This is a genomic window from Aeromicrobium sp. P5_D10 (assembly GCF_054049535.1).
In genome coordinates this window covers 114,967-137,585 of the sequence record NZ_JBFUME010000005.1, presented here as the reverse complement: position 1 = coordinate 137,585, position 22,619 = coordinate 114,967, and the positions used below count along the sequence as shown (strand labels likewise).

Below are 22,619 nucleotides of genomic sequence, written 5' to 3'. Positions count from 1 at the left end.
CGCTCCTGGACGAGGAATCGCGGCGCGTGACAGGCTGCCAGCACGATCAATCAGACCTGGAGATGACGATGTCGAATGCAGAATTCGCAGAAGCGATCAGTCCCGTGCCGGCTCGCGAGGCATTGGCCGATCGTGAGCTCCTGGATCTGATTCGAGATGGCGATCAGGAGGCTTCGAGGGTGCTGTTGGCCCGCCACAGTTATCCGGCTCACCGGCTGGCGCGGCATCTGGGTCAGGCGAACGACTCCGAGGCCGTCGTCAGTGAAGCCTTCGTCAAGGTCGTGGGCCTGTTGTCTCGGGGCAGGAGCACCGAAACGACATTCCGGACGTCCTTGTTCACCATGATCCGTCATGAGGCAGCCCGGCGGGCCGGACACGGTGGGCCGCCCACCTCGCCCGCTGAACCCGCACGGCCCGACGGCACGAAGCCGATCCGGGCGGCCTATGAATCGCTGTCGCACCGCATTGTCGACCCGCGCTTGTAATTCCTGCAACTACCGGCGTCACGAACCGGTACCTCGGCACTCTCACATGGCAGGACCGAGCAAAGGTATGGGAAATCCGTGAGTGATGCGCGCAGCAAGTTCGACGTCGGCTACTCCAGTGGCGTCTTCGACATGTTCCATGTCGGGCACCTCAACCTGCTCCGTCGTGCTCGCAACTACTGCCAGCATCTCGTCGTGGGTGTCGGCAGTGACGAATATGTCGAGAACCTCAAGGGTCGCCCCCCGGTCGTTCCGTGCGATGAGCGCATCGACATCATCTCGGCGCTGGGCATCGTGGACGAAGTCATCATCGACCGTTCCGAGGACAAGGTCGCGGTCTGGCAACAGCGCCATTTCGATGTGATCTTCAAGGGCAACGACTGGCAGGGCACCCCGAAGGGCTACCGACTCGAGCACTCGATGGAGGAGATCGGCGTCGAAGTCGTCTACTTCCCCTACACCAAGCACACCTCGAGCTCGATGTTGCGCACGTTCTTGGCCGGAGCCGAAGAATGACCGGGTCGACGCGCGATGCCGGTGTCGTCGCATCGGCGACCGGCACCATGGTGCGTCCTGCCGTAACGGCGGTCGTGCCGACACATCAACGCCCCGAACTGATGCGCCAGGCCGTGCAGAGCATCCTCGATCAGGACTATGCGGGAAGTATCGAGATCATCGTGGTCTTCGACGCGACCGAGCCCGACCTGCCCGATTTCGCCATCGCGCCCGGCCGCTCGGTGCGGGCCGTGGCCAATCACCGTGTCCGCGGACTTGCGGGTGCTCGTAACACCGGAATCCTGGCGGCACAGCACGACTTCGTGGCATTCCTCGATGACGACGATCACTGGATGCCCGGCAAGCTCGAAGCACAGATGGCCGTGTTCGCCAGCCACCCTGAAGTGGGTCTGGTCGGCTCGGCGATGGAGGTCGACGACGGACGCACGACACATGCGCGTCCGGTCCCGTTGACGTTGGTGACCCATGCCGATCTGGTGCGCGACCGGATCGCGGGTCTGCACTCCAGCAGCTTCGTGTTCCGGCGTGACGTGCTGATCGACAGCGTCGGCATGATCGACGAAGAGCTGCCGGGTGCGTACGGAGAGGACTACGACGTACTGCTCAAAACCTCCAAACTCGTCCCGATCCGTCTGGTCAACCAGCCGCTGGTCTCGGTGCGCTGGTCGGGACAGTCCTTCTTCTACGGCAAGTGGGCCCAGTACGCCGAGGGGCTGGTCTACCTGCTCGACAAATATCCCGAACTGCGCTCTGATCGGGAGGCCTTCGCCCGGATCGGCTCTCAGGTCGGATTCGCGCTCGCCGCTGCCGGTCAACGCAAGTCGGCACGCAGCTGGCTCCGTGCCGCACTGCGCATCCAGCCGCTCAATGTGCGCGCCTGGCTCGGCCTGTTGATCTCCTTGCGGTTGCTCTCGGCGGGCGCTGTCGCCCGCGTGGCGAATCTGTTCGGCAAGGGCATCTGACGATGGCGGTCATGAATATCAACACCCCGCTGACGGGGTTGAGAACCCAGCAGGCCGAACGCTCGACGAGGGGGCGCCTGCGCCGGATCCCGGTGGCCTTGTTCCGTCAGGGCGTCCTGGGCTACGCCGCGGCACTGTTCGTTGTATGGCAACTTGCGGCCCACTACTTCGTGCTGCCGGTCAATTGGACCTATGCCGTGATGGCCCTCGTCGCGGCCTGGCTGCTCTACAGCTTCGCGGCACTTCCCGCCTTCGAGCGAGCGCGTTCGATCAAACCGTCGATCCGCATGGTCCAGATCATCGGAGTCATATCTGTCGTGTGCCTGGTCGCCGAGGTCGAGAGCACGACACAGTTGCGCCAGGCGGTCGTCGCAGCACTCGCGGCCCCTGCCGTCCTGGCGGCCTCGGCGCTGGTGCATCGCCATTTCCTGCGCCGCACTCCCACGATCCTGGTCGGCCACATCGACGCGGTTGAGAGGCTCGAGACGCGATGGGCCGACCGCTCGGACGTCAACGTCGTCGCGACGTGTTCGTGGCGGGCTCCGCACGAGCTGGCCCCGGTCGGAGCGGTTTCCGAAGACGGGCTGGCCGACGTCGTCAGGCAAGTATTGACTGCCGTCAATGAGTACCAGGCAACGTCGGTCGTCATCGCGAGTGGGCGCGCCTTCACGAGCCCGGCATTGCGTCATCTGGCCTGGGGGCTGCAACGCGCCGAGGTGGAATGTCTCGTCGTGGCCGATATGAACGATCACGTGGAATACCTGCGGCCGAGGCGGGTCGGTGACCAGATCGCCCTGTCATTGCGGGCGCCCAATGACCACTTGATGTCGACAGCGGTCAAGTCGGTATTCGACCGGACGGCGGCCCTCGCGGCCCTTGTTGTGTTGCTTCCGGTGTTGCTGGTCATCGGAATGCTGATTCGGATGGGTTCGCGCGGGCCGGCGATCTTCCGGCAGATCCGTTCGGGCCGCGATGGCGAACCGTTCACGATCTGGAAGTTCCGCACCATGACGGTCGATGCGGAGGAGCGACTGCTCGAACTCCAAGACCGCAACGAGGGTGCCGGGCCGCTGTTCAAGCTCAAGGACGATCCGCGGATCACCCGCGTGGGTGCGTTCCTGCGCCGGACTTCGCTCGACGAGCTTCCACAACTCGTCAACGTGGTCCGCGGCGAGATGTCGCTCGTGGGGCCGCGACCCGCGCTCCCGTCGGAGACGTCCCACTACAGCGAATGGGTGTGGCGGCGGTTGCACGTCAAGCCCGGTATGACCGGCCTGTGGCAGGTCAGCGGCCGTTCGGCCTTGTCGTGGGAAGAGTCGATCAGGATGGATCTGCAGTACGTCAACAACTGGAATCTACGGCTCGACGCCGCGATCCTGGCTCGCACCGTCCGGGCCGTGGTGGCCCGGGACGGTGCGCTCTAGCCAGTCCTCAGCGGCGGCGGTCAGTCGTCGTCGCGGTCAGGAGCCGAGCCCTGGTAGACCCGGTCCTTGCCCGGTCCGCCGTTGAGCTTGTCCTTTCCGCCTTCGCCCTCAAGCAGGTCGCGGCCGCTGTTGCCGTACAGTCGGTCGTTGCCGCGTCCGCCCTCGAGCTGGTCATTGCCGGTTCCGCCCCAGATCTTGTCGCGGCCGGATCCGCCGTCGATCTCATCCCTGCCTGAGCCGCCCCAGATCTGGTCATTGCCCGAATCGCCGTCGATCTCGTCGCGGCCGGATCCGCCGCAGATGACGTCATTGCCGCCATTACCGTCGATCTCGTCATTGCCGCCGAGGGCGACGATGACATCGCGGCCGGAGGTGCCTTCGATCTCGTCGTGACCCGAGGTGCCGACGATCGTCGCGGTGAGGCCGTGGCAGGTGTGCTTCGCAGCGGCCTGGGCCGGGGAGGTCAGTCCCATGGCGGCGACGGTCGTGAGGCTGAGCCCGGCGACGGCCAGCAGTGCGGTGGAACGGGTACGTGTACGCATGATGTTCTCCAGTCAGTCGGTGATGACACCTATCTGAGTGGACGTGCATGAGGCCGCGATGAGCCTTGCGTGAGAGACCTCTTAGACGACACGCGTTGTAACTGATTGTTACACTTCGGCATGGTCGCACCGGTCTACGGTCGAGTCAGCCCAGTCGAATGGAGTAGGAATGAGCCAGCGCACGCAGGATCTTGGCTTCACGCTGAAGGTGTTTCGACAGATCGGGATGCTCAAGCCGGTCCTGCCGCACCGCCTTGTAGGCGCGGGACTCCAACTCGCCAAATGGGGGCCCGGCCTGCCCTCGGGTGTCAACGCCGTGGCGAAGCGATTCCCCTCGCAGGTGGCGATCATCGATGACGCGGGCGAGATCACCTGGTCGGAGTTGGCCGAACAGATCAATCAGTTGACCTGTGCGCTGAAGGAACGCGGGGTCAAGCCGGGTGACTCGCTCGCGGTGCTGGCCCGCAATCACCGTTTCATGGTCATCTCGATCGTGGCGATCATGCAGGCCGGCGGACGGGTCCTCCTGCTCAACACCATGGCGAGTCGATCGCAGCTGGGTGAGCTCGTGCAGCGTGAGGACGCGAGTCTCGTGATCGTCGATCAGGAGTTCTTGGGGGCCGCGCAGGATGTCGACCGGTCCACACTTGTCCTCGGCTGGGCAGATGCGGATGCACCGAGCGATCTGCCGACCGTCATGACGTTGTTGCGGGGCAAGTCTGCCAAGTCCCACCCCAAACCGGCGCGCCACGGTCAGATCATCATCTTCACGTCGGGCACGACGGGTCTGCCCAAGGGCGCCCGGCGCGAGGAGCCCAAAGACCTCAAGCCGTTGGTGGCCTTCTTCGGCGCGATTCCGTATCGCGGCAACTCGACCGTGGTCGTCGCCGCGCCGTTGTTCCACTCCTGGGGGCTGATCAACTTCGCCTTCGGACTGTCGACGGCGCCGACGTACATATTGCGTCGCCGATTCGAGGCGGCACAGGTATTGGCCGATATCGACGCCTATCGGGCCGAAGCCCTCGTGGTGGTGCCGCTCATGATGCAGCGCATGGTCGACCTGGATCCGGCCGTCATCGCCCGGCACGATGTCTCGTCGCTGCGCATCACCGCCAGCAGCGGATCGGCACTGGCCGGTGAACTGGCCAATCGCTATATGGACCAGTTCACCGATTCGGTCTACAACTTCTACGGTGCGACCGAGACCGGATGGGTCACGATCGCCGGCCCGGCCGATCTGCGCGATGCTCCCGGCACCGCCGGTCGTCCGCCCTTTCGCACGACTGTCAAAGTGCTGGACCCCGAGGGCCGCGAGCTGCCTCAGGGCGAGACCGGCGTCATCCACGTCGGCAATGACATGCCATTCGGCGGCTACACCGACGGCAATACCAAGGCCTTCGCCGACGGACTCATGAGCACGGGCGATCTGGGATATTTCGACGCCGATGGACGACTCTTCGTGTCGGGGCGAGACGACGACATGATCATCTCCGGCGGTGAGAATGTCTTCCCCCGTGAGCTGGAGGATGCGCTGGTCGAGCACCCTGACATCGCCGATGTCGTGGTGCAGGGCATCAGCGACGAGGCCTTCGGTCAGGCACTCGCGGCGTACGTCGTGGTCAAAGATGGTGCGCGCCTGTCCGAGGACGATCTGGTGGCCTACGCCAAACAGCGGGTGGCCCGGTTCGCGGTGCCCCGGCGCACGATGTTCCTCGAGGAGTTGCCGCGCAATCCCACCGGCAAGGTCATGAAACGCCATCTGCCGTCATTTGACTGAGTCGGGCTCCGGTTCGGCGGCGTGTCCGCGAGGACGAGCAGCGATCGGTATCGCCACCAACAGACCCAGAACGAGTCCGGCCGCGGCCAGGGGGATTAGACCGGGCCCCGTCGGCCCGGCAGGGTTGCGGGCGGGATCGACGATGTCGGCGGTCGAGGCGGCGACCTTCTCCACCTCGGCCCGGCGCTCGACATCAACCGCCCTGACCGCGAGGTAGGCCTGCGCCACCGCATTCGCGCCGCGGGCGGCCGAGCTGGGGGAGTCCGCGGCGTAGGAGATCTGCAGAACCCGGGAGTCAGGCACCGCAGTGGCCTTGGTCGCTTTCTCGAGCGTGCCGATCGTCAGCCCCGGCCGATCGAGGGCGTCCAGCGCCTCGTTGGTGACCTGTCGAGATTCGGCCAGCGCCTCTTCGGCGGCCATGTCGACGAGTTCGGGATCGGCGGCATCGACGCGGATGATCGCTTCAGCCTGGTATTCGGTGGCCGACAGCAGGTGATATGCCAGTCCGGACACCAGCCCGATGACCGCGAGGATGAGCAGCGTCGGCCACCGACCGGCCACGCGCCGGCCCAGTTCGGTGAGTGTCAGCGGCTCCATCTCGTCAGTCTGGTCGCACCCTGGGGTGTTGTCCACACAGAATGCACGGCCGCACCGTATGGCTGTGGCAGGCTTGCCGGGTGGACATCGCGTACGACCCTCATCCAGACGGCGAACCGGATCCGGGTGAAGTCGTGTGGGCATGGGTCCCGTACGAGGACGATCCGGCTCAGGGCAAGGATCGCCCCGTGTTGCTGATCGCGCGCGTGGGCACCGATCTCGTCGGCCTGATGCTGACCTCCAAAGACCACGATCGCGATGCGGAGCAGGAGGCCCGGGCCGGACGGTACTGGTTCGACCTCGGCGCCGGTCCGTGGGACAGCGTCGGCCGTCCGAGCGAAGTGCGCATCAACCGGCTCATCCAGCTCGGCGCGGATGACATCAGGCGCGAGGGAGCCGTATTGGACCAGCCTCGCTTCGAGGCCGTCGTCGCGGCAGCGCGACCCTTTCTGCCCCAACAGCAGGCCGCGACGTGAGCGCCGAGAATCCGAGGCCCATCGGCCGGGTCGACGCATTCCAACGCAAGCACCGGTTTGTCGGCTTCCCCATCGCGGTGGTGTACAAGTACTTCGACGACCAGGGTGCCTACCTGGCAGCGATCATCACCTACTACGCGTTCATCGCGATCTTCCCGCTACTGCTGCTGAGCACCTCGATCCTCGGCTTCCTCGTGCAGGGAGATGACGCTCTACGCGATCGCCTGCTCGACTCGGCCCTCAGCCAGTTCCCGATCATCGGCTCCGAGCTCGGCACGCCAGAGGGTCTGCAAGGATCCACCACGGCGATCGTGATCGGCTCGATCACCGCGATCTACGGTGCGATGGGCCTGGGACAGGCGGTGCAGAATGCCGCCAATATCGCCTGGTCGGTGCCGCGGAACAGCCGCGCGAATCCGTTCATCCTGCGGCTTCGCAGCCTGATCTTTCTGTCGATCTCGGGAATCGGCATCCTGCTGCTGGCGATCGCGACGTCGCTGCTGGCCAATCCGACCTCATTCGGCACCGATATGCAGTCGACGATCGGCTGGGCGTCGCGGATCATCGGTTTCGCCCTGACGCTCGGCATCTTCGTTGCGGTGTTCCGGCTGATCAGCCTGCGGCGGGCCAAGACCCGGGCGGTGCTCCCCGGAGCGATCGTGACGGCGATCCTGTGGCAGGGCCTGCAGTACATCGGCAACACCTACGTTCGTGAAGTCATCGCCAAGGCCAATCAGGTCAACCAGACCTTCGCGTTGGTTCTGGGCCTGTTGGCGTTCGTGTATGTCGCCGCGATCATGGTGGTTCTCGGCCTCGAGGTCAATGTCGTCCTGCGGCGCAAGCTGTATCCACGGGCGCTGTTGACCCCCTTCACCGACAACGTCATCTTGACCGAGGCCGATCAGCTGGCCTACTCGTCCTACGCCAAGTCGCAGCGGCATAAAGGGTTCCAGTCGGTCGAGGTGACGTTCGAGGAGCGGGTACCGCAACCGCGGGTCGACCCGGAGCACTAGGCTTGTGGGACGAGGGACTGTTGTCCTGATCAGCGACGTGAAGGTGGCATCATGCCCACGGGCAAAGTGAAGTGGTACGACGCAGACAAGGGATTCGGCTTCCTGACCCAGGAGGACGGACCAGACGTCCACGTGCGCTCTGACGCGCTGCCGCCCGGAGTGACTTCGCTCAAGGCCGGCACCCGGGTCGAGTTCGGCATCGCCCAGGGCAGCCGTGGCGATCAGGCTCTCCAGGTGCGCGTTCTCGATCGGGTGGGTTCGGTGTCGCGTTCGCAGTCACAGGCCCGGCGCAAGGACCCCGAGGCCATGGCCGTCATCGTCGAGGACCTCATCCGCATGCTCGATGTCGTCGGCGAGGGCTACCGTCACGGACGTCACCCCGATGCCAAGAAGGCCAAGCCCATCGCGCAGGTGCTGCGCGCCGTGGCGACCGAGCTCGAGCTCTGAGGTCGGTTCACCACTCGCGGATCGTGTCGTCCTGACCTGATTTGGCCGGGTGGGCTGACGGCGAAGGATGTCCTGGTTCGGGCCGGCGCGCCTTCGTCACCACCATCACGAGCCAGGCGATCAGCAGCGCGCCGATCACGAGCAGGCCGATGCGTGGCGTGGCGTCGAGCGAGAACAGCCCGATGCCGATCAGGCCGCCGGTCACCCAGCCGAGCTGCAGCAGCGTCTCGGAGCGGGCGAACATACTGGTCCGGACGCGTTCGGGCACATCGCGTTGGATCATGGCGTCGAGGCTGAGCTTGCCCAGCGACTGGCAGATGCCGACCGTCAGGCCGAGGATCACCGCAGTCCACCACGTGAAGAACACCCCGACGGTGGCGAGCACGACGACATCGAGGAACAGCACGCCGATCACGACCTTCTCGGGGGCCTTCGAGCTGGCCGCCGAGCCGATCAACGTGCCGATCGTGTTGCCGGCACCCGCGCCACCGACGACCAGGCCGAGCAAGATCATGGGATCGGCGGTCCAGCCCATCGAGGCAGGCGGCTCGCGCAGCGTGAAGGCCATGAAGATCGTCAGGAAGCCCGACAGCAGGCGAAGGCCGGAGTTGCTGCGCAGGCCGTTGACGACAGCGCGGGTTATCGCGACTCCCTTGCGCCGGGCCTCGGCATCCGGGGTCAGGTCGACCTGCTCCTCGCCCTCGCTCGAGTCGACCTTGGCGGGAAGCAAGATCGCCAGCACCGTGCCGACCGCGAACAGCACGGCGGCGTAGCGCAGCGCCCACTCGGCGCCGATCGTCGCTGCGCCGACGGCCAACGGCGCCGAGATCGCAGCGGCTCCAGTGCCGGTCAGCGAGATGCGGGAGTTGGCCTTGACGAGCGTGAACGTGGTCGGCAGAAGTCGGGGGACCGCCGAAGCGCGGGTCACGCCGTAGGCCTTGGAGGCCACGAGGCAGCCGAGTGCTGCGAAGTAGAACGCAGGTGACTCGTCGACGACGGCGCCGGCGAGCACCCAGCAGCAGAACGCCCGAATGGCCAGCGTCGCGCCGATCGCCCAGCGCCGTCCTCGTCGGAACCGGTCGAGGAAAGGGCCGATCAGCGGGGCGACGACCGCGAACGGGAGCATCGTCAGCACCAAGAACAGAGCGACCTGACCGGTGGCCTCACCTGTCGGGACGGTGAAGAACAGCGTGCCGGCCAGCGAGATCGCCACGGCGGCGTCGCCGGCGGTGTTGAAGGCGTGCAGCTCGAGCAGCCGGGAGAAGCCACTTTCTCCGGCACCGCCGGAGTGGGTGAACTTGCGGGCGCCCGCGTAGGCGGCGGTGCTGCCACGGGCCACGACCCGGGCAGTGCCGCGCGTGGCCTTGCTGATGCCCTGAGCGGTACGGGCGAATCCAGACGGAGCAGGAGGAATCGGCTGCGTGCGATCGCCTGGATAGTCGGCGTCGTTCGCGTAGTCGTACGGCCCCTCTTGTTCCTCCATACTCATTATCCTGCCTCACCCCGAGAACCCTGTGTCGCGGGACATGGGTCACAATTGAACAATGCCCATCGACAACGTGCTCAGTGCTGCTGTGGACGCTGCCCGCGCGGCGGCCGCCGATGCCACCGAGGCTGTCATGGTCGGCGATCATCTACGTGCCGTCGAAGACGGTGACCGTCTGGTGTCGCATCACTTCAACTGCCTCAAGCCCGGCTATGTCGGCTGGTACTGGTCGGTCAGTATTTCCCGGGCGCCCGACGATGATCGGGTCACGATCAATGACGTCGTCCTGCTGCCTGGCGATGAGGCGATCGTCGCCCCGGTCTGGACGCCGTACCGCGATCGCATCCGTCCGGGCGATCTCAGTCCCGGCGATGTGCTGCCTCCCGACGAGGACGACATCCGTCTGGTGCCGTCGTGGTCGGCCGGTGACGGCGAGGAGCAGACCGAAGACAGGTTCTTTGCCCGCGAGGTCGGTTTGGGACGCGAGTGGGTCCTGTCGATCGAGGGGCGTGAGTCGGCCGCCGAACGGTGGCAGGCCGGCGATCAAGGACCCGACTCGGCGCTCGCCCAGCAGGCGTCCGGGGTCTGCCATTCCTGTGGATTCATGGTGAGTCTGGCCGGTCCGTTGTCGGATCGCTTCGGACTCTGCGCCAATGGGATGGCCAATGACGACGGCCGGGCCGTGTCATTCGATCACGGCTGTGGCGCGCATTCGGGTGCCCGTCTAAGCCGTGCTGCGAGTGCGCAGAAACTGCCGCCGCCGGTCTTCGACACCGTCTCGGCAGATCAGGTCGACGACCTGTAGGTCTGCTGCTGTGCTCCAGCCCGTCGTGAGTCTGCTCACGTCGGGCCATTTATAGTTGCGCCGAACAACTTTCCCTTTATAGTTGTACTGTGCAACTAAGTTCCGAGAAGGCCGAGCCCGCCGCCGAGGCTCCCGCCCAACTGACCCATCGTGAGATTCTCGAAGTCCTGTTCGGGCTGCTGGCCGCGTTGTTCACCGCGATCATCAGTTCGACGATCGTGTCGAATGCGCTGCCCACGATCATCGCCGACCTCAACGGCTCGCAGACGCAGTACACCTGGGTCGTCACGGCATCGCTGCTGGCGATGACGGTTTCGACGCCCGTGTGGGGCAAGCTGTCCGATCTGTTCAACAAGAAATTGCTGGTGCAGACCTCGATCATCATCTTCGTGATCGGTTCGATCCTTGCGGGCTTGTCGCAGGACGTCCCCCAGCTCATCGCGATGCGAGTCGTGCAGGGCATCGGCATGGGCGGTCTGACCGCCAATGCTCAGTCGATCATCGGCGCGATCATTCCGCCGCGTGAACGCGGTCGTTACAGCGGGTACATGGGGGCCACGATGGCTGTGGCCACGATGAGCGGCCCGCTGCTGGGCGGTGTCATCGTCGACACGCCGGGTCTCGGCTGGCGGTGGACGTTCTACGTGTGCGTGCCGCTCGCGCTGTTGAGCCTGGTCATCTTGCAGAAGTATCTGCACATCGAGACGGTGCGACGAGTTGTCCGCATCGACTACATCGGGGCCGTCCTGATCGCGATCGCAGCGAGCCTGCCGCTCGTGTGGGTCTCGTTCGCCGGTGACAGCTTCGACTGGCTCTCCTGGCAGACAGCGGTGTTCTGGGCCGGAACCCTCGCAGCGGTGCTGGCGACGGTGTATGTCGAGAGCCACCACCCTGAGCCCATGGTCCCGTTGAAGGTCGTCCGCCAGCGCACCACGGCATTGGCGATCATCGGCAGCGTCGCGGTGGGAGTCGCCTTGTTCGGCGGATCGGTCTTCATCGGCCAGTACTTCCAAGTCGCGGGTGGGCACACCCCGACGGCGGCCGGGCTGCTGACGATCCCGCTGATGCTCGGCTCGCTTGTGGGCACGACCGTGTCGGGTCGACTCATCACCCGGACGGGGCTGTGGAAACGGTTCCTCGTGCTCGGATCGATCCTGCTCGTGATCGGCATGGGACTGCTGTCGACGATCGACCACACGACGCCGGAATGGCATGCCATGGTCTTCATGGCGTTCGTGGGCCTTGGCACCGGCATGCTGATGCAGAACTACGTGCTGGCGGTGCAGAACACGGTCGATGTGACCCAGGTCGGTGCGACGAGCGCTGTCGTCGCCTTCTTCCGGTCCCTCGGCGGCGCGATCGGCGTGTCATTGCTCGGCGCGATCCTGGCGGCGCAGGTCAAGAGCGATGTCACCTCCAAGCTCGCGGCACTCGGTATCAATCCGTCGAGTGATGGTGGGACGTCACTGCTCGACACCAAGCATCTGCCCGAGCCCGTCGCCGAGGTCGTCCGTGCAGCCTACGGCGATGCGACCGGAACGATCTTCATGGTCGCGGCAGGAGTCGCAGTCGTCAGCATCGTGGCGTCGGTCCTGATGAAGGAAGTCCCGCTTCGCACGACGCTGCACAAGGACTGACCCGAGACCGGCGGCGTTCAGTCGCCGAGGCGCCGGCGTCCGGGCTGCATCCGCAGGGCATTGCGACGTCGGCGGCAGTACTCGATACCGATGAGGCCGAGTCCGAAGCCGGCTACCGCGGTCCACAGCCACCAGGTGCGGCCGTCCTCCTCCAGGTTCCCGAGGAATGGCAGCAGACCGACGGCCAGCACGGCCCACACGACAGTTCCGACCGTCATGGTGCGGACGCCGTCGACGTCCATCGGTTCGACCTCGGCGACCCGATGGGTCTTGCGGCCGATCTCGAGCTCGGTGAGATCGGGGCGGCCGAACTCATGGCGCCGGGCCGCGCGCTCGAGTCGGGCGATCTCCCGATGTCCCATCTTGCGTTCGATGGTCTCGGGGCCGTCATCGGCGTTGATCACCCAGTCATCACTGTCGCTCACATCGCCAGACTACCCGCCCGCATGAGTGCGCCGGGCGACTGCTGGCATGCTTGAGGAGCCATGAATCCGCGACATCGCCGACTGCTGTTCCCCGCCCTGCTCATCGCCCTGCTCGTCGTGGTCGTGGTGAGCGCTTTGGCGAACAAGGTCGATGCTGCTGTCAGCGGCGGCGAGGTGAGCCGGATGAGTGATCCACGCATCACCGAATCCAGCGGCCTCGTCATGAGCCGTGATCACGAAGGCTTGCTGTACACCGTCAACGACTCGGGCAATGATCCACTGATCTTCGCGGTGCAGCTCTCGACCGGTAAGACAGTGGGCACCGCTGCACCAGATCGCGATTTCGCTGATGCCGAGGCATTGTCGATCGACAACGAGTCGACGCTCTGGGTCGCCGACACAGGTGACAATGACCGGGTGCGCTCCGATGTCGCGTTGTACGCCTTCGCCGAGCCCGGTCCCGGCGACGCCGTGGTTGCGGCCAAGCGCTATCCCTTGGTCTACCCCCAGGGTCCGCGTGACGTCGAGGCCTTGGTCATCGACCCGCGGAACAACGAGAAGTTCCTGTTGACCAAGGGGCTCATGGGCGGTGAGGTGTTCGTCCTGCCGTCGCGGCTGAAGCCTGATCAGCCCAATCGGGTCACGGCCCTCGACACAGCCGTGCCGGGCATGATCACCGACGCCGCGTTCACCCCCGACGGCAAATACGTCGTCGCGCGCAACTATGTCAAGGCGAGTGTCCTGGACGCTACGACGTGGGAGAGCGTCGGATCGATAGCCCTCCCCGCGGCCGCCCAGGGTGAGACGCTCGCGATGGAGCCGGGCGGTGATTCATTCCTGGTGGGCAGCGAGGGCGCGAGTTCGCCGATCAACCGGGTCGCATTCGTCTCGCCGGTTGCCGAACAGGCCGAGCCATCGCCCGGCGCCACCATCCCGGCGCCCGAGAGCAACGAGCCGCCCGATGGGGGCAACGGCTTCGCCGGGAAGACCTGGCTGTGGGCAGCTATCGCTGTCGCACTGCTCGCGGCCGTCGCGGTGACGGCGACCCGGCGACGCTGACAGATCTCGCAGGACAGACCTCGACGCGCGGCCCGCGGGCGCTACTGGCATGCTCGACGGGTTCACCACCAGCCCGAACCGGGGAGCAGCATGCGTACAACACTCGACAGATACTTCAAGATCGGCGAGCGGGGGTCATCGGTCAGCCGGGAGGTCCGCGGCGGAGTCGTGACATTCCTGACGATGGCCTACATCATCGTGCTCAACCCCCTGATCCTCGGCTATGTCCAGGACGCCGACGGTCAGTTCCTGGGCGGTGGCTCAGCTCCCGACTTGGCGAAGATCGCTGCTGCGACGGCACTGGTGGCCGGTGTGCTCACGATCTTGATGGGTGTCGTCGCGAACTTCCCGCTAGCGATCGCCGCAGGGCTGGGGCTCAACGCGTTCGTCGCCTACTCGGTCGCCTCACAGATGTCGTGGGCCGACGCGATGGGACTTGTCGTGCTGGAGGGCCTCATCATCTTGGTGCTCGTGCTGACTGGATTCCGCAAGGCCGTGTTCGACGCCGTACCGCGTGAGCTGAAGACCGCGATCGCCGTCGGTATCGGCCTGTTCATCGCACTGATCGGCCTGGTCGATGCCGGCTTCGTGCGCACGACGGGCATGAGCGCCCCGCCGATCGGCATGGGCATCGGCGGCAAACTGGCGGGCTGGCCCGTCCTGGTGTTCTGCATCGGCCTGCTGTTGATGATCGCGCTGCATGCTCGCCGGGTGCCCGGCGCGATCCTGATCGGCATTGCCGCCACGACGGTCATCGCGATCGTCGTGGAGAAGATCGTCGAGGCCGGCCCCACGGTCATCGATCCCGAGACGACCAATCCCAAGGGCTGGAACCTGAACGTCCCGTCGATCCCCGACTCGATCGCCAAGACCCCCGACTTCGGTCTGCTGGGTGAGTTCAGCCTGTTCGGCTCATTCGAGCGCGTGGGTTTCGTCACCGTCGTGCTGCTGGTCTTCAGCCTGCTGCTGGCCGACTTCTTCGACACGATGGGCACCATGACGGCGATCGGCGCCGAAGCCGGACTCAACGACGAAGAAGGCGCCCCGATCGGTGCGCAGAAGATCTTGATCGTCGACTCCATCGCCGCGGCGGCGGGTGGCGCGGCCGGCGTCTCGAGCAATACCTCGTACGTCGAGTCCGCCTCGGGTGTCGGCGACGGTGCGCGGACGGGCCTGGCGTCAGTCGTGACGGGTGTGCTGTTCCTGCTGGCCACGATCTTCACGCCGATCGTCGAGCACATCCCGAGCGAGGCCGCCGTGCCCGCACTCGTACTGGTCGGGTTCTTGATGATGACCCAGGTTGCCGAGATCGATTGGCGCGATGACGAGATCGCGATCCCGGCATTCCTCACGATCGCCTTGATGCCGTTCACGTACTCGATCACCGCCGGTATTGGTGCGGGCTTCATCTCGTTCGTCCTGCTCAAGATCGTCAAGGGCAAGATCGGCCAGGTGCACCTGCTGATGTGGATCATCAGCGTGATGTTTGTGCTGTACTTCGCGATCGACCCCATCAGCCGCTGGGTCAGCTGATCTGCGGCATTGAATGTGGAGGGGAGTCCGGTAGCTGCGCGGGATATGGCGTCGGTAAGTTGGCGTCATGTTGATCGCACTCGGTGACCGGACTCCCCAGATCGCGGACGATGCCTGGATCGCGCCCACCGCAGTACTCGCCGGCTCGGTCGTGATCGGGGCGGGTGCCAGCATCTGGTACGGCGCGGTCCTTCGCGCCGACAATGAGCCGATCAGGATCGGAGCGCGCAGCAATGTGCAGGACAACTGCGCATTCCACGTCGACAAGGGCAAGCCCCTGAGCCTCGGGGAGGGTGTGTCGGTCGGGCACGGAGCGGTCGTGCACGGGGCGACCGTGGGCGATCACGTGCTGATCGGCATGAGTGCCACGATCATGAACGGAGCCGTCATCGGCAGCGAGTCGTTGATCGCGGCCGGCGCCCTCGTGACCGAGGGAATGGTCGTGCCGCCGAGGTCACTGGTCGCCGGTGTGCCGGCCAAAGTGCGGCGTGAGCTGAGCGATGCCGAAGTCGCGAAATTGCACGCCAACGCCGCGACCTACGAAGAGCACCGGGACCTCCACCGCAGCGGCACCGTGCTTTCCTGACCGCACGACTCGCCCCCCGGTCTGCGCGCAGGGTGATGGCCGGGTGGTTTTGCCGCGCCCCGGGCCGTGATCGGTCTTGAACCGGTCGGCCTTTCGCCGGCCGCGGTCGGCTGAGCGCCGAGTCCTCATTCGCGCGCCGCGCGGCGACGAGTTACGCCGCCGGGGGATTTTCCGCTGCCCGCGGCCAGATGCCTTCGGCTGCTCTCATCCTGCTGAAATTTAGCGCTGCCCCTTGCCTCCACGATCCCGGAGTGCCATTGTTTATCCACGATAACACGAAGATGTCTTCGAGATATCGAAACTAGGCAGACCTGATCGGGTCTCCCGGTACCGGATCGAAGGAGTGGACATGTTGATGACGGCATTCGTGCGCAGGGTGTTGACGGTTCTTGCCACGACACTGGCACTTTCGATGGCGTTCGCTCCTGCGAATGCGATCGAAGTACCCAAACCGCTGATCGCCGAGGACTTCCCAGATCCGGACATCGTCAAGGTCGGGAACACGTGGTACTCCTACGCGACGAACAACTTCCGTCATGTTCCGGTCGCGAGCGCGCCGACGATAGACGGTCCGTGGACCGTCCGCGGCGATGCCATGCCGGGTGGGCCGTCGGCGAGTTGGGCGCAACCGGGTTCCACGTGGGCACCCGACGTGCATCTCAATCCAAATGGATCGATGACCATGACGTACACCGCGCGTCACGCCTCCTCGGGCAGACAGTGCATAGGTGTCGCGACCTCCGCCTCGGCGCTCGGCCCGTTCATTCCTGTAGGCGGAGGACCACTGATCTGCCCGCTCTCCCAAGGTGGCGCGATAGACGCCAACACCTTCGTCGCAGCGAACGGCACGCGCTATCTGCTGTGGAAGAACGACGGCAATGCGATCGGACAGTCCTCGACGATCTGGTTGAGCCAGACCTCGAATAACGGCACGACGCTCGTCGGCAGTCCGACAGCTTTGATCACGACTCCCGCAGGCACCGTGATCGAGGCTCCGGATCTCGTCCAGCGCGGTAACAGTTTCGTGCTGTTCTACTCCGCCGGCGGCTATGGCGGGTGCGGCTATTCGACCTACTTCTCGACGGCCGCCAGTCTCAACGGCCCGTGGGCGACCGGCCAGTTGTTCATGTCGACAGGCAATACCGGCGCATGCGGCCCCGGTGGCGCCGATGTCGTGACGGCAGCTGACGGTCTCACCGGCGGGGACAAGCTGATATTCCATGCCTGGGTCAGCGGTGCCCGTCATATGTACTCGATCGACCTGACCTGGTCAGGCCTCACGCCGATTCAGGCAGGCAAACGGGCCTCTTCGCTGGACGGCGACATGCGCTCGGAGATCGCTTACGTCTCGTCCACCGGGGATGTGCAGACCTGGCACAACGACGGCGGCTTCCTGGCCTCTCCGTACGGCAATTCCGCCGTCATCGCGACGGGCGTCGATCCGGCACGGACGCGTTTCGCCGATCTCGACGACGACGGAAAAGCAGAGCGCATCCACATCCAGACCGACGGTCAGATCCGGGCTTGGCACAACGACGGCGGCTTCGCGACATCGCCATTCGGCGCCTCGGTGATCATCGCGGACGGATTCACCGACGCCTCGCGCGTCAGGTTCGCCGACCTGGACGACGATGGACGAGCTGAACTGATCAACATCCAGTCAGACGGCCAGGTCCGGGCCTGGCACAACGACGGTGCGTTCAGCGCCTCGCCGTATGGCAATTCGGTGATCATCGCGGCGGGATTCACCCCCGCACGGACGGCCTTCGCCGATCTCGACGCGGACGGCCGGGCCGAGATCACGCTGGTCCAGGCCAATGGCGATGTCTGGGCCTGGCACAACGACGGCGGATTCGTCGCATCGACGTACGGTGCCTCGGTCGTGATCGCGGACGGATTCACGGACCCGTCCCGGATGCGATTCGCCGATCTCGACGATGACGGCAGGGCCGAGATCGCGGTCATCAACCCGAACGGGGAAGTGCGGGCCTGGCACAACGACGGCGGCTTCGCGGTACACCCCTACGGGAACTCCGTGATCATCGCGGCAGGCTTCCTCGATCCGACTCGCACGTTCTTCATCTGATGATTCGCAACCTACGAAACCAACCGACGGAGGCTGGGCAATGAACGATGTGTCGAGAAGAAGGATGCTCCAACTATCAGGCGGCGCGGTGGCAGGAGGTGCCCTGGTCGTCGCGGTGCCGAAATCGCTCGTGCCCGAAGCGGAGGCCGACACCTTCGTGTCGACCGCGTTGGGACCGGACAGTCCAGAACCCAACGTCGAGCGCGCGAAACACTGGTGGCTGCCGCAGCGCAATGTGTGGACCCCGATCGGCTGGAAGGGGCACCTGTTCCGGTTCAACTCGGTCTACAACGGCGCGCTGATCTGCGATCCGAGCTGGGTGCTCGCCGCCAAGCCGAACACTCAGCCGTACTTCGGCAAGAACTTCCAGCTGACGGTCGTGATGCCGAAGCGAGGTGGCGGTTACCCCGAGTTCCCCACGGCTGAGCACGAGGTGTGGGACGACGATCTGGGCTTTCGCAAACAAGGCTGGGACGAGGACAACGACGCACCCGTCCTGTGGACCGAATACCGGCGCCAAGAGGGGCTGATCATCCGGCAGACCGTGTTCGGTCATATCCCGGGTGCGGGCGATGTCGAGACGGCGGTCGAGCCGATCTACGCGTGGGTGCGCTTCGAGGTCGTGTACGTCGACCCGATCAAGGCCCCGAAGGACTTCACATTCCAACTGTGGCTGAGCAAGGCCTATATGAAGCCCCGCGGCCCGTACGAGCAGGAGAACGGCGTACCGCTGACGGTCATCCCGAACGAGGCGCCGATAGAAGGCGGTCTCACGATGCAGCGGGTGTGGAATCCGTCCGGCAAGCCGATGTCGGTACCCATCACCGACAAGGACGGCAAAGTGCGGCTCATGGTGATCACTGCCGAAAAGGGCACTATCGCGATGGAGAAGAACAAGAAGGAGGGTGTCTTCGATCTCCGATTGGGACTGCCGGTCGTGGAAGGCTCACACGTCGACGTCGTGATCCCGATGCTGCCCCAACCCCTCGCGGACGTCAAAGCCGAGGTCGCACCCGGTCGCAAGGCCGTCCTCGCCGAATGCACCGCGTACTGGAAGCAGCAGGAGTCGAGTATCGCGACGATCAAGACACCCGAGAACTACGTCAACCAGGTCATTCGCCGTGGTCCGCAGTTGGCTCAGATCGTTGCCGAGAAGAGCCCCGACACCGGGCTCTACTCGTTCCTCTCAGGCTCGTACGCCTACGACGTGTTGTGGAGCACGCCGACCTCGATGGTCAGTCACATGTTCCTCGACCGACTCGGTTACCACGATGTCGTCGAGCAACACAGCGAGATCTACAAGGTGACTCAAGGGACCCGCCGGCCCCCGAGCTCGGTGTTTCCCGACGGGGATTATCCGGGATATCTCTCGACGCCCAAGACGCTGCAGTCGATCGACTGGATGAGCGATCACGGCGCGATCCTCGAGATCTTGTCGACCCACGCGATCCTGACCGATCGTCGGGATTTCATCGACAAATGGCTCGAGCCGATCGTCAAGGCCTGTGACTACGTTGTGGAAGCCTGCGGCAAGACCAATCACGACGGGGTCAAGGGCATCATGCCACCGGGGCACTCGACCGATGAGGGAGTCGAGACACAAGGGCTGATCAGCCAGTGCTTCACCTACAAGGGCCTGTGCTCGGCGATCGTGCTGCTGAAACGCGAGCGGCATCCGCGGGCAGCCGAGTTCGAGGCGTTCGCCGAATCGTTCAAGCAGAAGTTCAATGACGCGATGCACGATCTGGCCGACCGCTCCAAGAAATGGACCGACGACGACGGGAAGAAGTGGCCGGTCTTTCCTCCGCAGTTCGCCGGCGAGGGACTGTGGGACGACTTCACGATGTTGGACACCGGAGCCTTGATGGCGGTCTGGGCAGGGCTGATGCCGGCCTCAGACCCGCTCATGAGGTCTTTCGTCGAGTTCTTCCGAGTCGGTCCGAACAACAAACTGTTCGATCCGGTGCACCACAGCGCCCTCTACCGCGCGGTGCTCGACCATGAGCAGTCCTCGAGCGAGCCCTGCTACAGCTGGAATATGTTCCACAATTGGCAGCTGGGGGACCGTGACCGCTACCTGGAGGGAATGTACGGCCTCCTGGTCGGCGGACTGTCCCAGGACACCTACGTGTCCAGCGAACACCGGCACGCGATCTACGGGAATCTGTTCAGCCACCCGATCGTGGTGTGGTCGGTGCTGCATTCGGTGATCGATGACTCGATCTCCGACAAGGATCTGCACTTGTTGCGGATGTGCCCGAACGAGTGGTTGTCGTCCAAGACCGCGACCAAGTTCACCAAGGTGCCAACCAAGTACGGCCCGGTCGATCTCGCATTCAAGCTGTCGAGGGACGGTCGCACTCTCGATCTCGACTGGAAGGGCCGGTGGCACCACCGCCCTCGCAAAGTCATCCTTCACGGCGTACCGGGGTCGGGCGTCAAGTGGGTCAAGGTCAACGGGCGCAAATTCCGTGCCCAGGAAAGGATCGTGCTCTGATGTCAACGAGATCGCTCAGTCGTTCAGGGGCGCTGCTGACGGCGCTCGTCGTCGGGTTCAGCACAGTCGGCTACGCCGCGGAGGCCGGCGCGGCTCCGCGCGACGGCCGGGACAAGCCGAAGAGACATGCCAAGGTCGAGCCGACCTGGGATGTCAGCAAGATCCGGTCCAAGAAGGCAGGTAAGAAAGGCAGCCTCGCCAAGGGCCCGGACGCGGTCCAGAAGCGTCTGGGCGGCAGTGCCCTCACCACGACTCCCACGGCTCCGGATGTCACGGGCGACGGGCGCGCGGATCTGGTGGCCCAGCTGCCCTCTGCTGATGCCGGCGCGATCCGTATCCACTCGAACAACGGATCGACCACTTCGAACCCGTGGTCGGCGACGTTCCAGACCACCTCGACGAGGTGGGACTTCGCCGACCTCGCGGTGCTCGCCGACGTCAACGACGACGGGAAGGACGATCTGATCGTCCGGGATCCGAAGGTCGACAACGGCACGTTGTGGATCTACCCCAACAACGGCGATGCGGCCGATCCGTGGACGACGAGGATCCATGCCGGAAGCGGATGGAATCTGGCCGACACGATCCGCGTCGGCGACATCACCGGGGACGGAAAGGTCGATCTGCTGGTCAGAGATCCCGGCAATTCGGGCGGGACCTTGTGGGTCTACAAGGGGAATGGTTCGACGACGTCGAATCCCTGGACCGTGAGCCCGATCTGGTCGGGCAGCGGATGGAATCTCGCGAATGCCTTGATGATGGGCGACGCCACGGGCGACGGGAATCTCGACATCGTGGCACGCGACAACAGCGGGAACATCCTGGTGTATCCGCACAACGGCGCGACGACATCGAACTTCTGGACCTCGATCATCACCGGGGCGACCGGCTTCAACGTCAGCGAACGCCTCGAGCTCGCCGACGTCACGGCCGACGGCAAGCCCGATATCGTCGCCAGGTCCGAATCAGGCTCGGTCAAGGTGCACCCGGCGCTGGGCACGACACCGGGCGGGATGTGGTCGGCGTCCAACAGCTTCGCGGCAGGGACCGGTTTCGCGTACGCAGCGGGCCTGCTCGTGGGAGATGTCGACGGGAACGGCAAACCGGAGCTTGCCGCGCGTCTTGGCACCGGCCAGAACCTGGTGATCTACCCCCACAACGGCTCGAACACCGCGAATCCGTGGACGACCCAGCGTGCCGCGGGTACCGAGTGGGGCTTCGCATCGAACATCTTGGTCGAAGACGTCAACGGCGACACCCGGCAGGACCTCTTGGTGCTGGATCGCACAGCTGCCAACGGCACCTTGTGGATCTATCTCCACAACGGTTCGGCGACCGGGAATCCCTGGCCGACCAGGCAGTTCGCGGGAACCGGTTGGAATATCTTCAACATGATCGTCGCCGGTGACGTGACCGGCGACGGCAAGGCCGACCTGGTCGGCCGCGAACCCGGCGGCGAGCTCTACGCCTATCCGGGCAATGGCTCGACGAGCAGCTTCCCCTGGGACCCCCGCGCCTGGGTCGGCAGCAATTGGCAGTATGCCTCGAAGCTGACCCTCGAAGACATCGACAAGGACGGGATCGCCGACCTGATCGATCTCGAGAACGACGATTCGCTCTGGGTGTTCTCCAGCGACACGGGGGAACCGATCTCGATCCCGGGAACCTGGTCGGACGTCGCCTCGCTCGACATCGCCCATGTCGACGGAAACAGCAATCCGGATCTGGTCGTGCGTGACGACAGCGGATCGGTGTGGATCCATCCCGGCAACGGGGCCACGACGTCGAATCCGTGGACGGCACCGCGACGCTCCGGCGGCAGCGGTTTCCAGACAGCCATCTCGTTCGGATTGTGAGTCAACGATGAATCAGAAGAAGCAGGCAATCTCCACGGCCCAAGCGCCGGTACCCCGCGGTTGGTACTCCCAGGCCGTTGTCGTCGGTGACCTCGTGGTCACCGCCGGCTTCGGCCCGGTCGATCCCCAGACACGAGAACTGGTCGGGGGCGATGATGTCGCCGAACAGACCCGGCAGACTCTGCGCAATGTCGCCGCGGCATTGGAGGCAGCCGGATCTGATCTGCAGGACACCGTCAAGGTGACGGCGCACCTGGCCAATATCGATCAGGACTGGGAGGCCTTCGATGCGGCGTATCGGGAGTTCTTCAAGGAGCCGCTTCCCGTACGTACGACCGCCGGTTCGGATCTCGGCGGGATCCTCGTCGAGATCGACGTCCTGGCGGTGAAGGGATGTCGTCCTTGAATAT

General features: G+C 64.9%; 21 protein-coding genes. 17 read left to right on the top strand and 4 right to left on the bottom strand.

What is annotated here, in order from left to right; translation table 11 throughout:
* Positions 1-68: 68 nt before the first annotated feature.
* From ACXJKC_RS11090 to ACXJKC_RS11075, 4 genes are all read left to right on the top strand, one after another.
* Positions 69-485, top strand: a complete 417-nt coding sequence (locus tag ACXJKC_RS11090) for an RNA polymerase sigma factor (RefSeq protein ID WP_456696772.1) — start codon at positions 69-71, stop codon at positions 483-485.
* 78 nt (positions 486-563) lie between these two features.
* Positions 564-1,001 (top strand): adenylyltransferase/cytidyltransferase family protein, encoded by a 438-nt coding sequence (locus ACXJKC_RS11085; protein WP_456696771.1) that lies wholly within the window; start codon positions 564-566, stop codon positions 999-1,001.
* Entirely contained in the window at positions 998-1,963 is a 966-nt protein-coding gene (locus ACXJKC_RS11080; protein ID WP_456696770.1) for a glycosyltransferase family 2 protein, read from the top strand. Before ACXJKC_RS11085 ends, ACXJKC_RS11080 begins: the two co-directional genes overlap by 4 nt.
* Positions 1,964-1,974: 11 nt before the next feature.
* On the top strand, positions 1,975-3,387 hold the full coding sequence (locus tag ACXJKC_RS11075) for a sugar transferase (protein WP_456696769.1): 1,413 nt from the start codon (positions 1,975-1,977) through the stop codon (positions 3,385-3,387).
* A 20-nt stretch (positions 3,388-3,407) separates the two neighbouring features.
* On the opposite strand, the gene ACXJKC_RS11070 is transcribed toward ACXJKC_RS11075, so the two are convergent.
* Complete coding sequence (locus ACXJKC_RS11070) at positions 3,408-3,929, bottom strand: calcium-binding protein (RefSeq protein ID WP_456696768.1); 522 nt, start codon at positions 3,927-3,929, stop codon at positions 3,408-3,410.
* 169 nt (positions 3,930-4,098) lie between these two features.
* Between ACXJKC_RS11070 and ACXJKC_RS11065 the strand changes: the two genes are divergently transcribed.
* Positions 4,099-5,706 carry an AMP-binding protein gene (locus ACXJKC_RS11065; RefSeq protein ID WP_456696767.1) on the top strand — a complete coding sequence of 536 codons (1,608 nt, stop codon included), beginning with the start codon at positions 4,099-4,101 and terminating at the stop codon, positions 5,704-5,706.
* Here ACXJKC_RS11065 and ACXJKC_RS11060 read toward each other — a convergent pair.
* Positions 5,695-6,303 carry a Wzz/FepE/Etk N-terminal domain-containing protein gene (locus ACXJKC_RS11060; RefSeq protein WP_456696766.1) on the bottom strand — a complete coding sequence of 203 codons (609 nt, stop codon included), beginning with the start codon at positions 6,301-6,303 and terminating at the stop codon, positions 5,695-5,697. The genes ACXJKC_RS11065 and ACXJKC_RS11060 overlap by 12 nt on opposite strands.
* Before the next feature lie 80 nt (positions 6,304-6,383).
* Here ACXJKC_RS11060 and ACXJKC_RS11055 point away from each other — a divergent pair, with 80 nt between their 5' ends.
* Genes ACXJKC_RS11055 through ACXJKC_RS11045 form a run of 3 tightly spaced genes read left to right on the top strand, consistent with a single transcriptional unit; the run spans position 6,384 to position 8,239 of the window.
* Entirely contained in the window at positions 6,384-6,779 is a 396-nt protein-coding gene (locus ACXJKC_RS11055) for a type II toxin-antitoxin system PemK/MazF family toxin (RefSeq protein WP_456696765.1), read from the top strand.
* Positions 6,776-7,792 carry a YihY/virulence factor BrkB family protein gene (locus tag ACXJKC_RS11050; protein ID WP_456696764.1) on the top strand — a complete coding sequence of 339 codons (1,017 nt, stop codon included), beginning with the start codon at positions 6,776-6,778 and terminating at the stop codon, positions 7,790-7,792. Before ACXJKC_RS11055 ends, ACXJKC_RS11050 begins: the two co-directional genes overlap by 4 nt.
* 51 nt (positions 7,793-7,843) lie before the next feature.
* A complete protein-coding gene (locus ACXJKC_RS11045) occupies positions 7,844-8,239 on the top strand; it encodes a cold-shock protein (protein ID WP_456696763.1) in 396 nt (131 codons plus the stop codon).
* A gap of 7 nt (positions 8,240-8,246) precedes the next feature.
* On the opposite strand, the gene ACXJKC_RS11040 is transcribed toward ACXJKC_RS11045, so the two are convergent.
* Positions 8,247-9,722 carry an MFS transporter gene (locus ACXJKC_RS11040; RefSeq protein WP_456696762.1) on the bottom strand — a complete coding sequence of 492 codons (1,476 nt, stop codon included), beginning with the start codon at positions 9,720-9,722 and terminating at the stop codon, positions 8,247-8,249.
* 61 nt (positions 9,723-9,783) lie between these two features.
* Between ACXJKC_RS11040 and ACXJKC_RS11035 the strand changes: the two genes are divergently transcribed.
* Entirely contained in the window at positions 9,784-10,530 is a 747-nt protein-coding gene (locus tag ACXJKC_RS11035; protein ID WP_456696761.1) for a DUF3027 domain-containing protein, read from the top strand.
* An 89-nt stretch (positions 10,531-10,619) separates the two neighbouring features.
* The gene (locus tag ACXJKC_RS11030) at positions 10,620-12,167 is read left to right on the top strand and encodes an MFS transporter (protein WP_456696760.1); all 1,548 of its coding nucleotides are present in this window, start codon (positions 10,620-10,622) and stop codon (positions 12,165-12,167) included.
* Positions 12,168-12,184: 17 nt separating this feature from the next.
* Here ACXJKC_RS11030 and ACXJKC_RS11025 read toward each other — a convergent pair whose 3' ends face one another.
* Complete coding sequence (locus tag ACXJKC_RS11025; RefSeq protein ID WP_456696759.1) at positions 12,185-12,592, bottom strand: DUF2530 domain-containing protein; 408 nt, start codon at positions 12,590-12,592, stop codon at positions 12,185-12,187.
* 60 nt (positions 12,593-12,652) lie between these two features.
* On the opposite strand from ACXJKC_RS11025, the gene ACXJKC_RS11020 reads away from it, so the two are divergent.
* The 7 genes from ACXJKC_RS11020 (at position 12,653) to ACXJKC_RS10990 (ending at position 22,615) form a co-directional block, all read left to right on the top strand.
* On the top strand, positions 12,653-13,651 hold the full coding sequence (locus ACXJKC_RS11020) for a hypothetical protein (RefSeq protein WP_456696758.1): 999 nt from the start codon (positions 12,653-12,655) through the stop codon (positions 13,649-13,651).
* 90 nt (positions 13,652-13,741) lie between these two features.
* Positions 13,742-15,184: an NCS2 family permease gene (locus ACXJKC_RS11015; protein ID WP_456696757.1), complete on the top strand. Its 1,443-nt coding sequence runs from the start codon at positions 13,742-13,744 to the stop codon at positions 15,182-15,184.
* 67 nt (positions 15,185-15,251) lie between these two features.
* Positions 15,252-15,770 carry a gamma carbonic anhydrase family protein gene (locus ACXJKC_RS11010; protein ID WP_456696756.1) on the top strand — a complete coding sequence of 173 codons (519 nt, stop codon included), beginning with the start codon at positions 15,252-15,254 and terminating at the stop codon, positions 15,768-15,770.
* 349 nt (positions 15,771-16,119) lie between these two features.
* Positions 16,120-17,856, top strand: coding sequence for a family 43 glycosylhydrolase (locus ACXJKC_RS11005; protein ID WP_456696755.1), 1,737 nt, complete (start codon positions 16,120-16,122; stop codon positions 17,854-17,856).
* Positions 17,857-17,920: 64 nt separating this feature from the next.
* A complete protein-coding gene (locus ACXJKC_RS11000; protein WP_456696754.1) occupies positions 17,921-20,353 on the top strand; it encodes a hypothetical protein in 2,433 nt (810 codons plus the stop codon).
* Complete coding sequence (locus tag ACXJKC_RS10995; protein ID WP_456696753.1) at positions 20,353-22,209, top strand: FG-GAP repeat domain-containing protein; 1,857 nt, start codon at positions 20,353-20,355, stop codon at positions 22,207-22,209. The genes ACXJKC_RS11000 and ACXJKC_RS10995 overlap by 1 nt, the downstream gene beginning before the upstream one ends.
* A 7-nt stretch (positions 22,210-22,216) precedes the next feature.
* Positions 22,217-22,615, top strand: a complete 399-nt coding sequence (locus ACXJKC_RS10990; protein ID WP_456696752.1) for a RidA family protein — start codon at positions 22,217-22,219, stop codon at positions 22,613-22,615.
* The last annotated feature ends 4 nt before the right edge of the window (positions 22,616-22,619 follow it).

Bases quoted from the DNA above. Each gene is read 5' to 3' on its own strand.
- ACXJKC_RS11060 (WP_456696766.1), bottom strand. From the start codon at position 6,303: ATGGAGCCGCTGACACTCACCGAACTGGGCCGGCGCGTGGCCGGTCGG.
- ACXJKC_RS11065 (WP_456696767.1), top strand. From the start codon at position 4,099: ATGAGCCAGCGCACGCAGGATCTTGGCTTCACGCTGAAGGTGTTTCGA.
- ACXJKC_RS11075 (WP_456696769.1), top strand. From the start codon at position 1,975: ATGAATATCAACACCCCGCTGACGGGGTTGAGAACCCAGCAGGCCGAA.
- ACXJKC_RS11010 (WP_456696756.1), top strand. From the start codon at position 15,252: ATGTTGATCGCACTCGGTGACCGGACTCCCCAGATCGCGGACGATGCC.
- ACXJKC_RS11045 (WP_456696763.1), top strand. From the start codon at position 7,844: ATGCCCACGGGCAAAGTGAAGTGGTACGACGCAGACAAGGGATTCGGC.
- ACXJKC_RS10995 (WP_456696753.1), top strand. From the start codon at position 20,353: ATGTCAACGAGATCGCTCAGTCGTTCAGGGGCGCTGCTGACGGCGCTC.
- ACXJKC_RS11090 (WP_456696772.1), top strand. From the start codon at position 69: ATGTCGAATGCAGAATTCGCAGAAGCGATCAGTCCCGTGCCGGCTCGC.
- ACXJKC_RS11035 (WP_456696761.1), top strand. From the start codon at position 9,784: ATGCCCATCGACAACGTGCTCAGTGCTGCTGTGGACGCTGCCCGCGCG.
- ACXJKC_RS10990 (WP_456696752.1), top strand. From the start codon at position 22,217: ATGAATCAGAAGAAGCAGGCAATCTCCACGGCCCAAGCGCCGGTACCC.
- ACXJKC_RS11040 (WP_456696762.1), bottom strand. From the start codon at position 9,722: ATGGAGGAACAAGAGGGGCCGTACGACTACGCGAACGACGCCGACTAT.
- ACXJKC_RS11000 (WP_456696754.1), top strand. From the start codon at position 17,921: ATGCTCCAACTATCAGGCGGCGCGGTGGCAGGAGGTGCCCTGGTCGTC.
- ACXJKC_RS11015 (WP_456696757.1), top strand. From the start codon at position 13,742: ATGCGTACAACACTCGACAGATACTTCAAGATCGGCGAGCGGGGGTCA.
- ACXJKC_RS11020 (WP_456696758.1), top strand. From the start codon at position 12,653: ATGAATCCGCGACATCGCCGACTGCTGTTCCCCGCCCTGCTCATCGCC.
- ACXJKC_RS11005 (WP_456696755.1), top strand. From the start codon at position 16,120: ATGTTGATGACGGCATTCGTGCGCAGGGTGTTGACGGTTCTTGCCACG.
- ACXJKC_RS11080 (WP_456696770.1), top strand. From the start codon at position 998: ATGACCGGGTCGACGCGCGATGCCGGTGTCGTCGCATCGGCGACCGGC.
- ACXJKC_RS11070 (WP_456696768.1), bottom strand. From the start codon at position 3,929: ATGCGTACACGTACCCGTTCCACCGCACTGCTGGCCGTCGCCGGGCTC.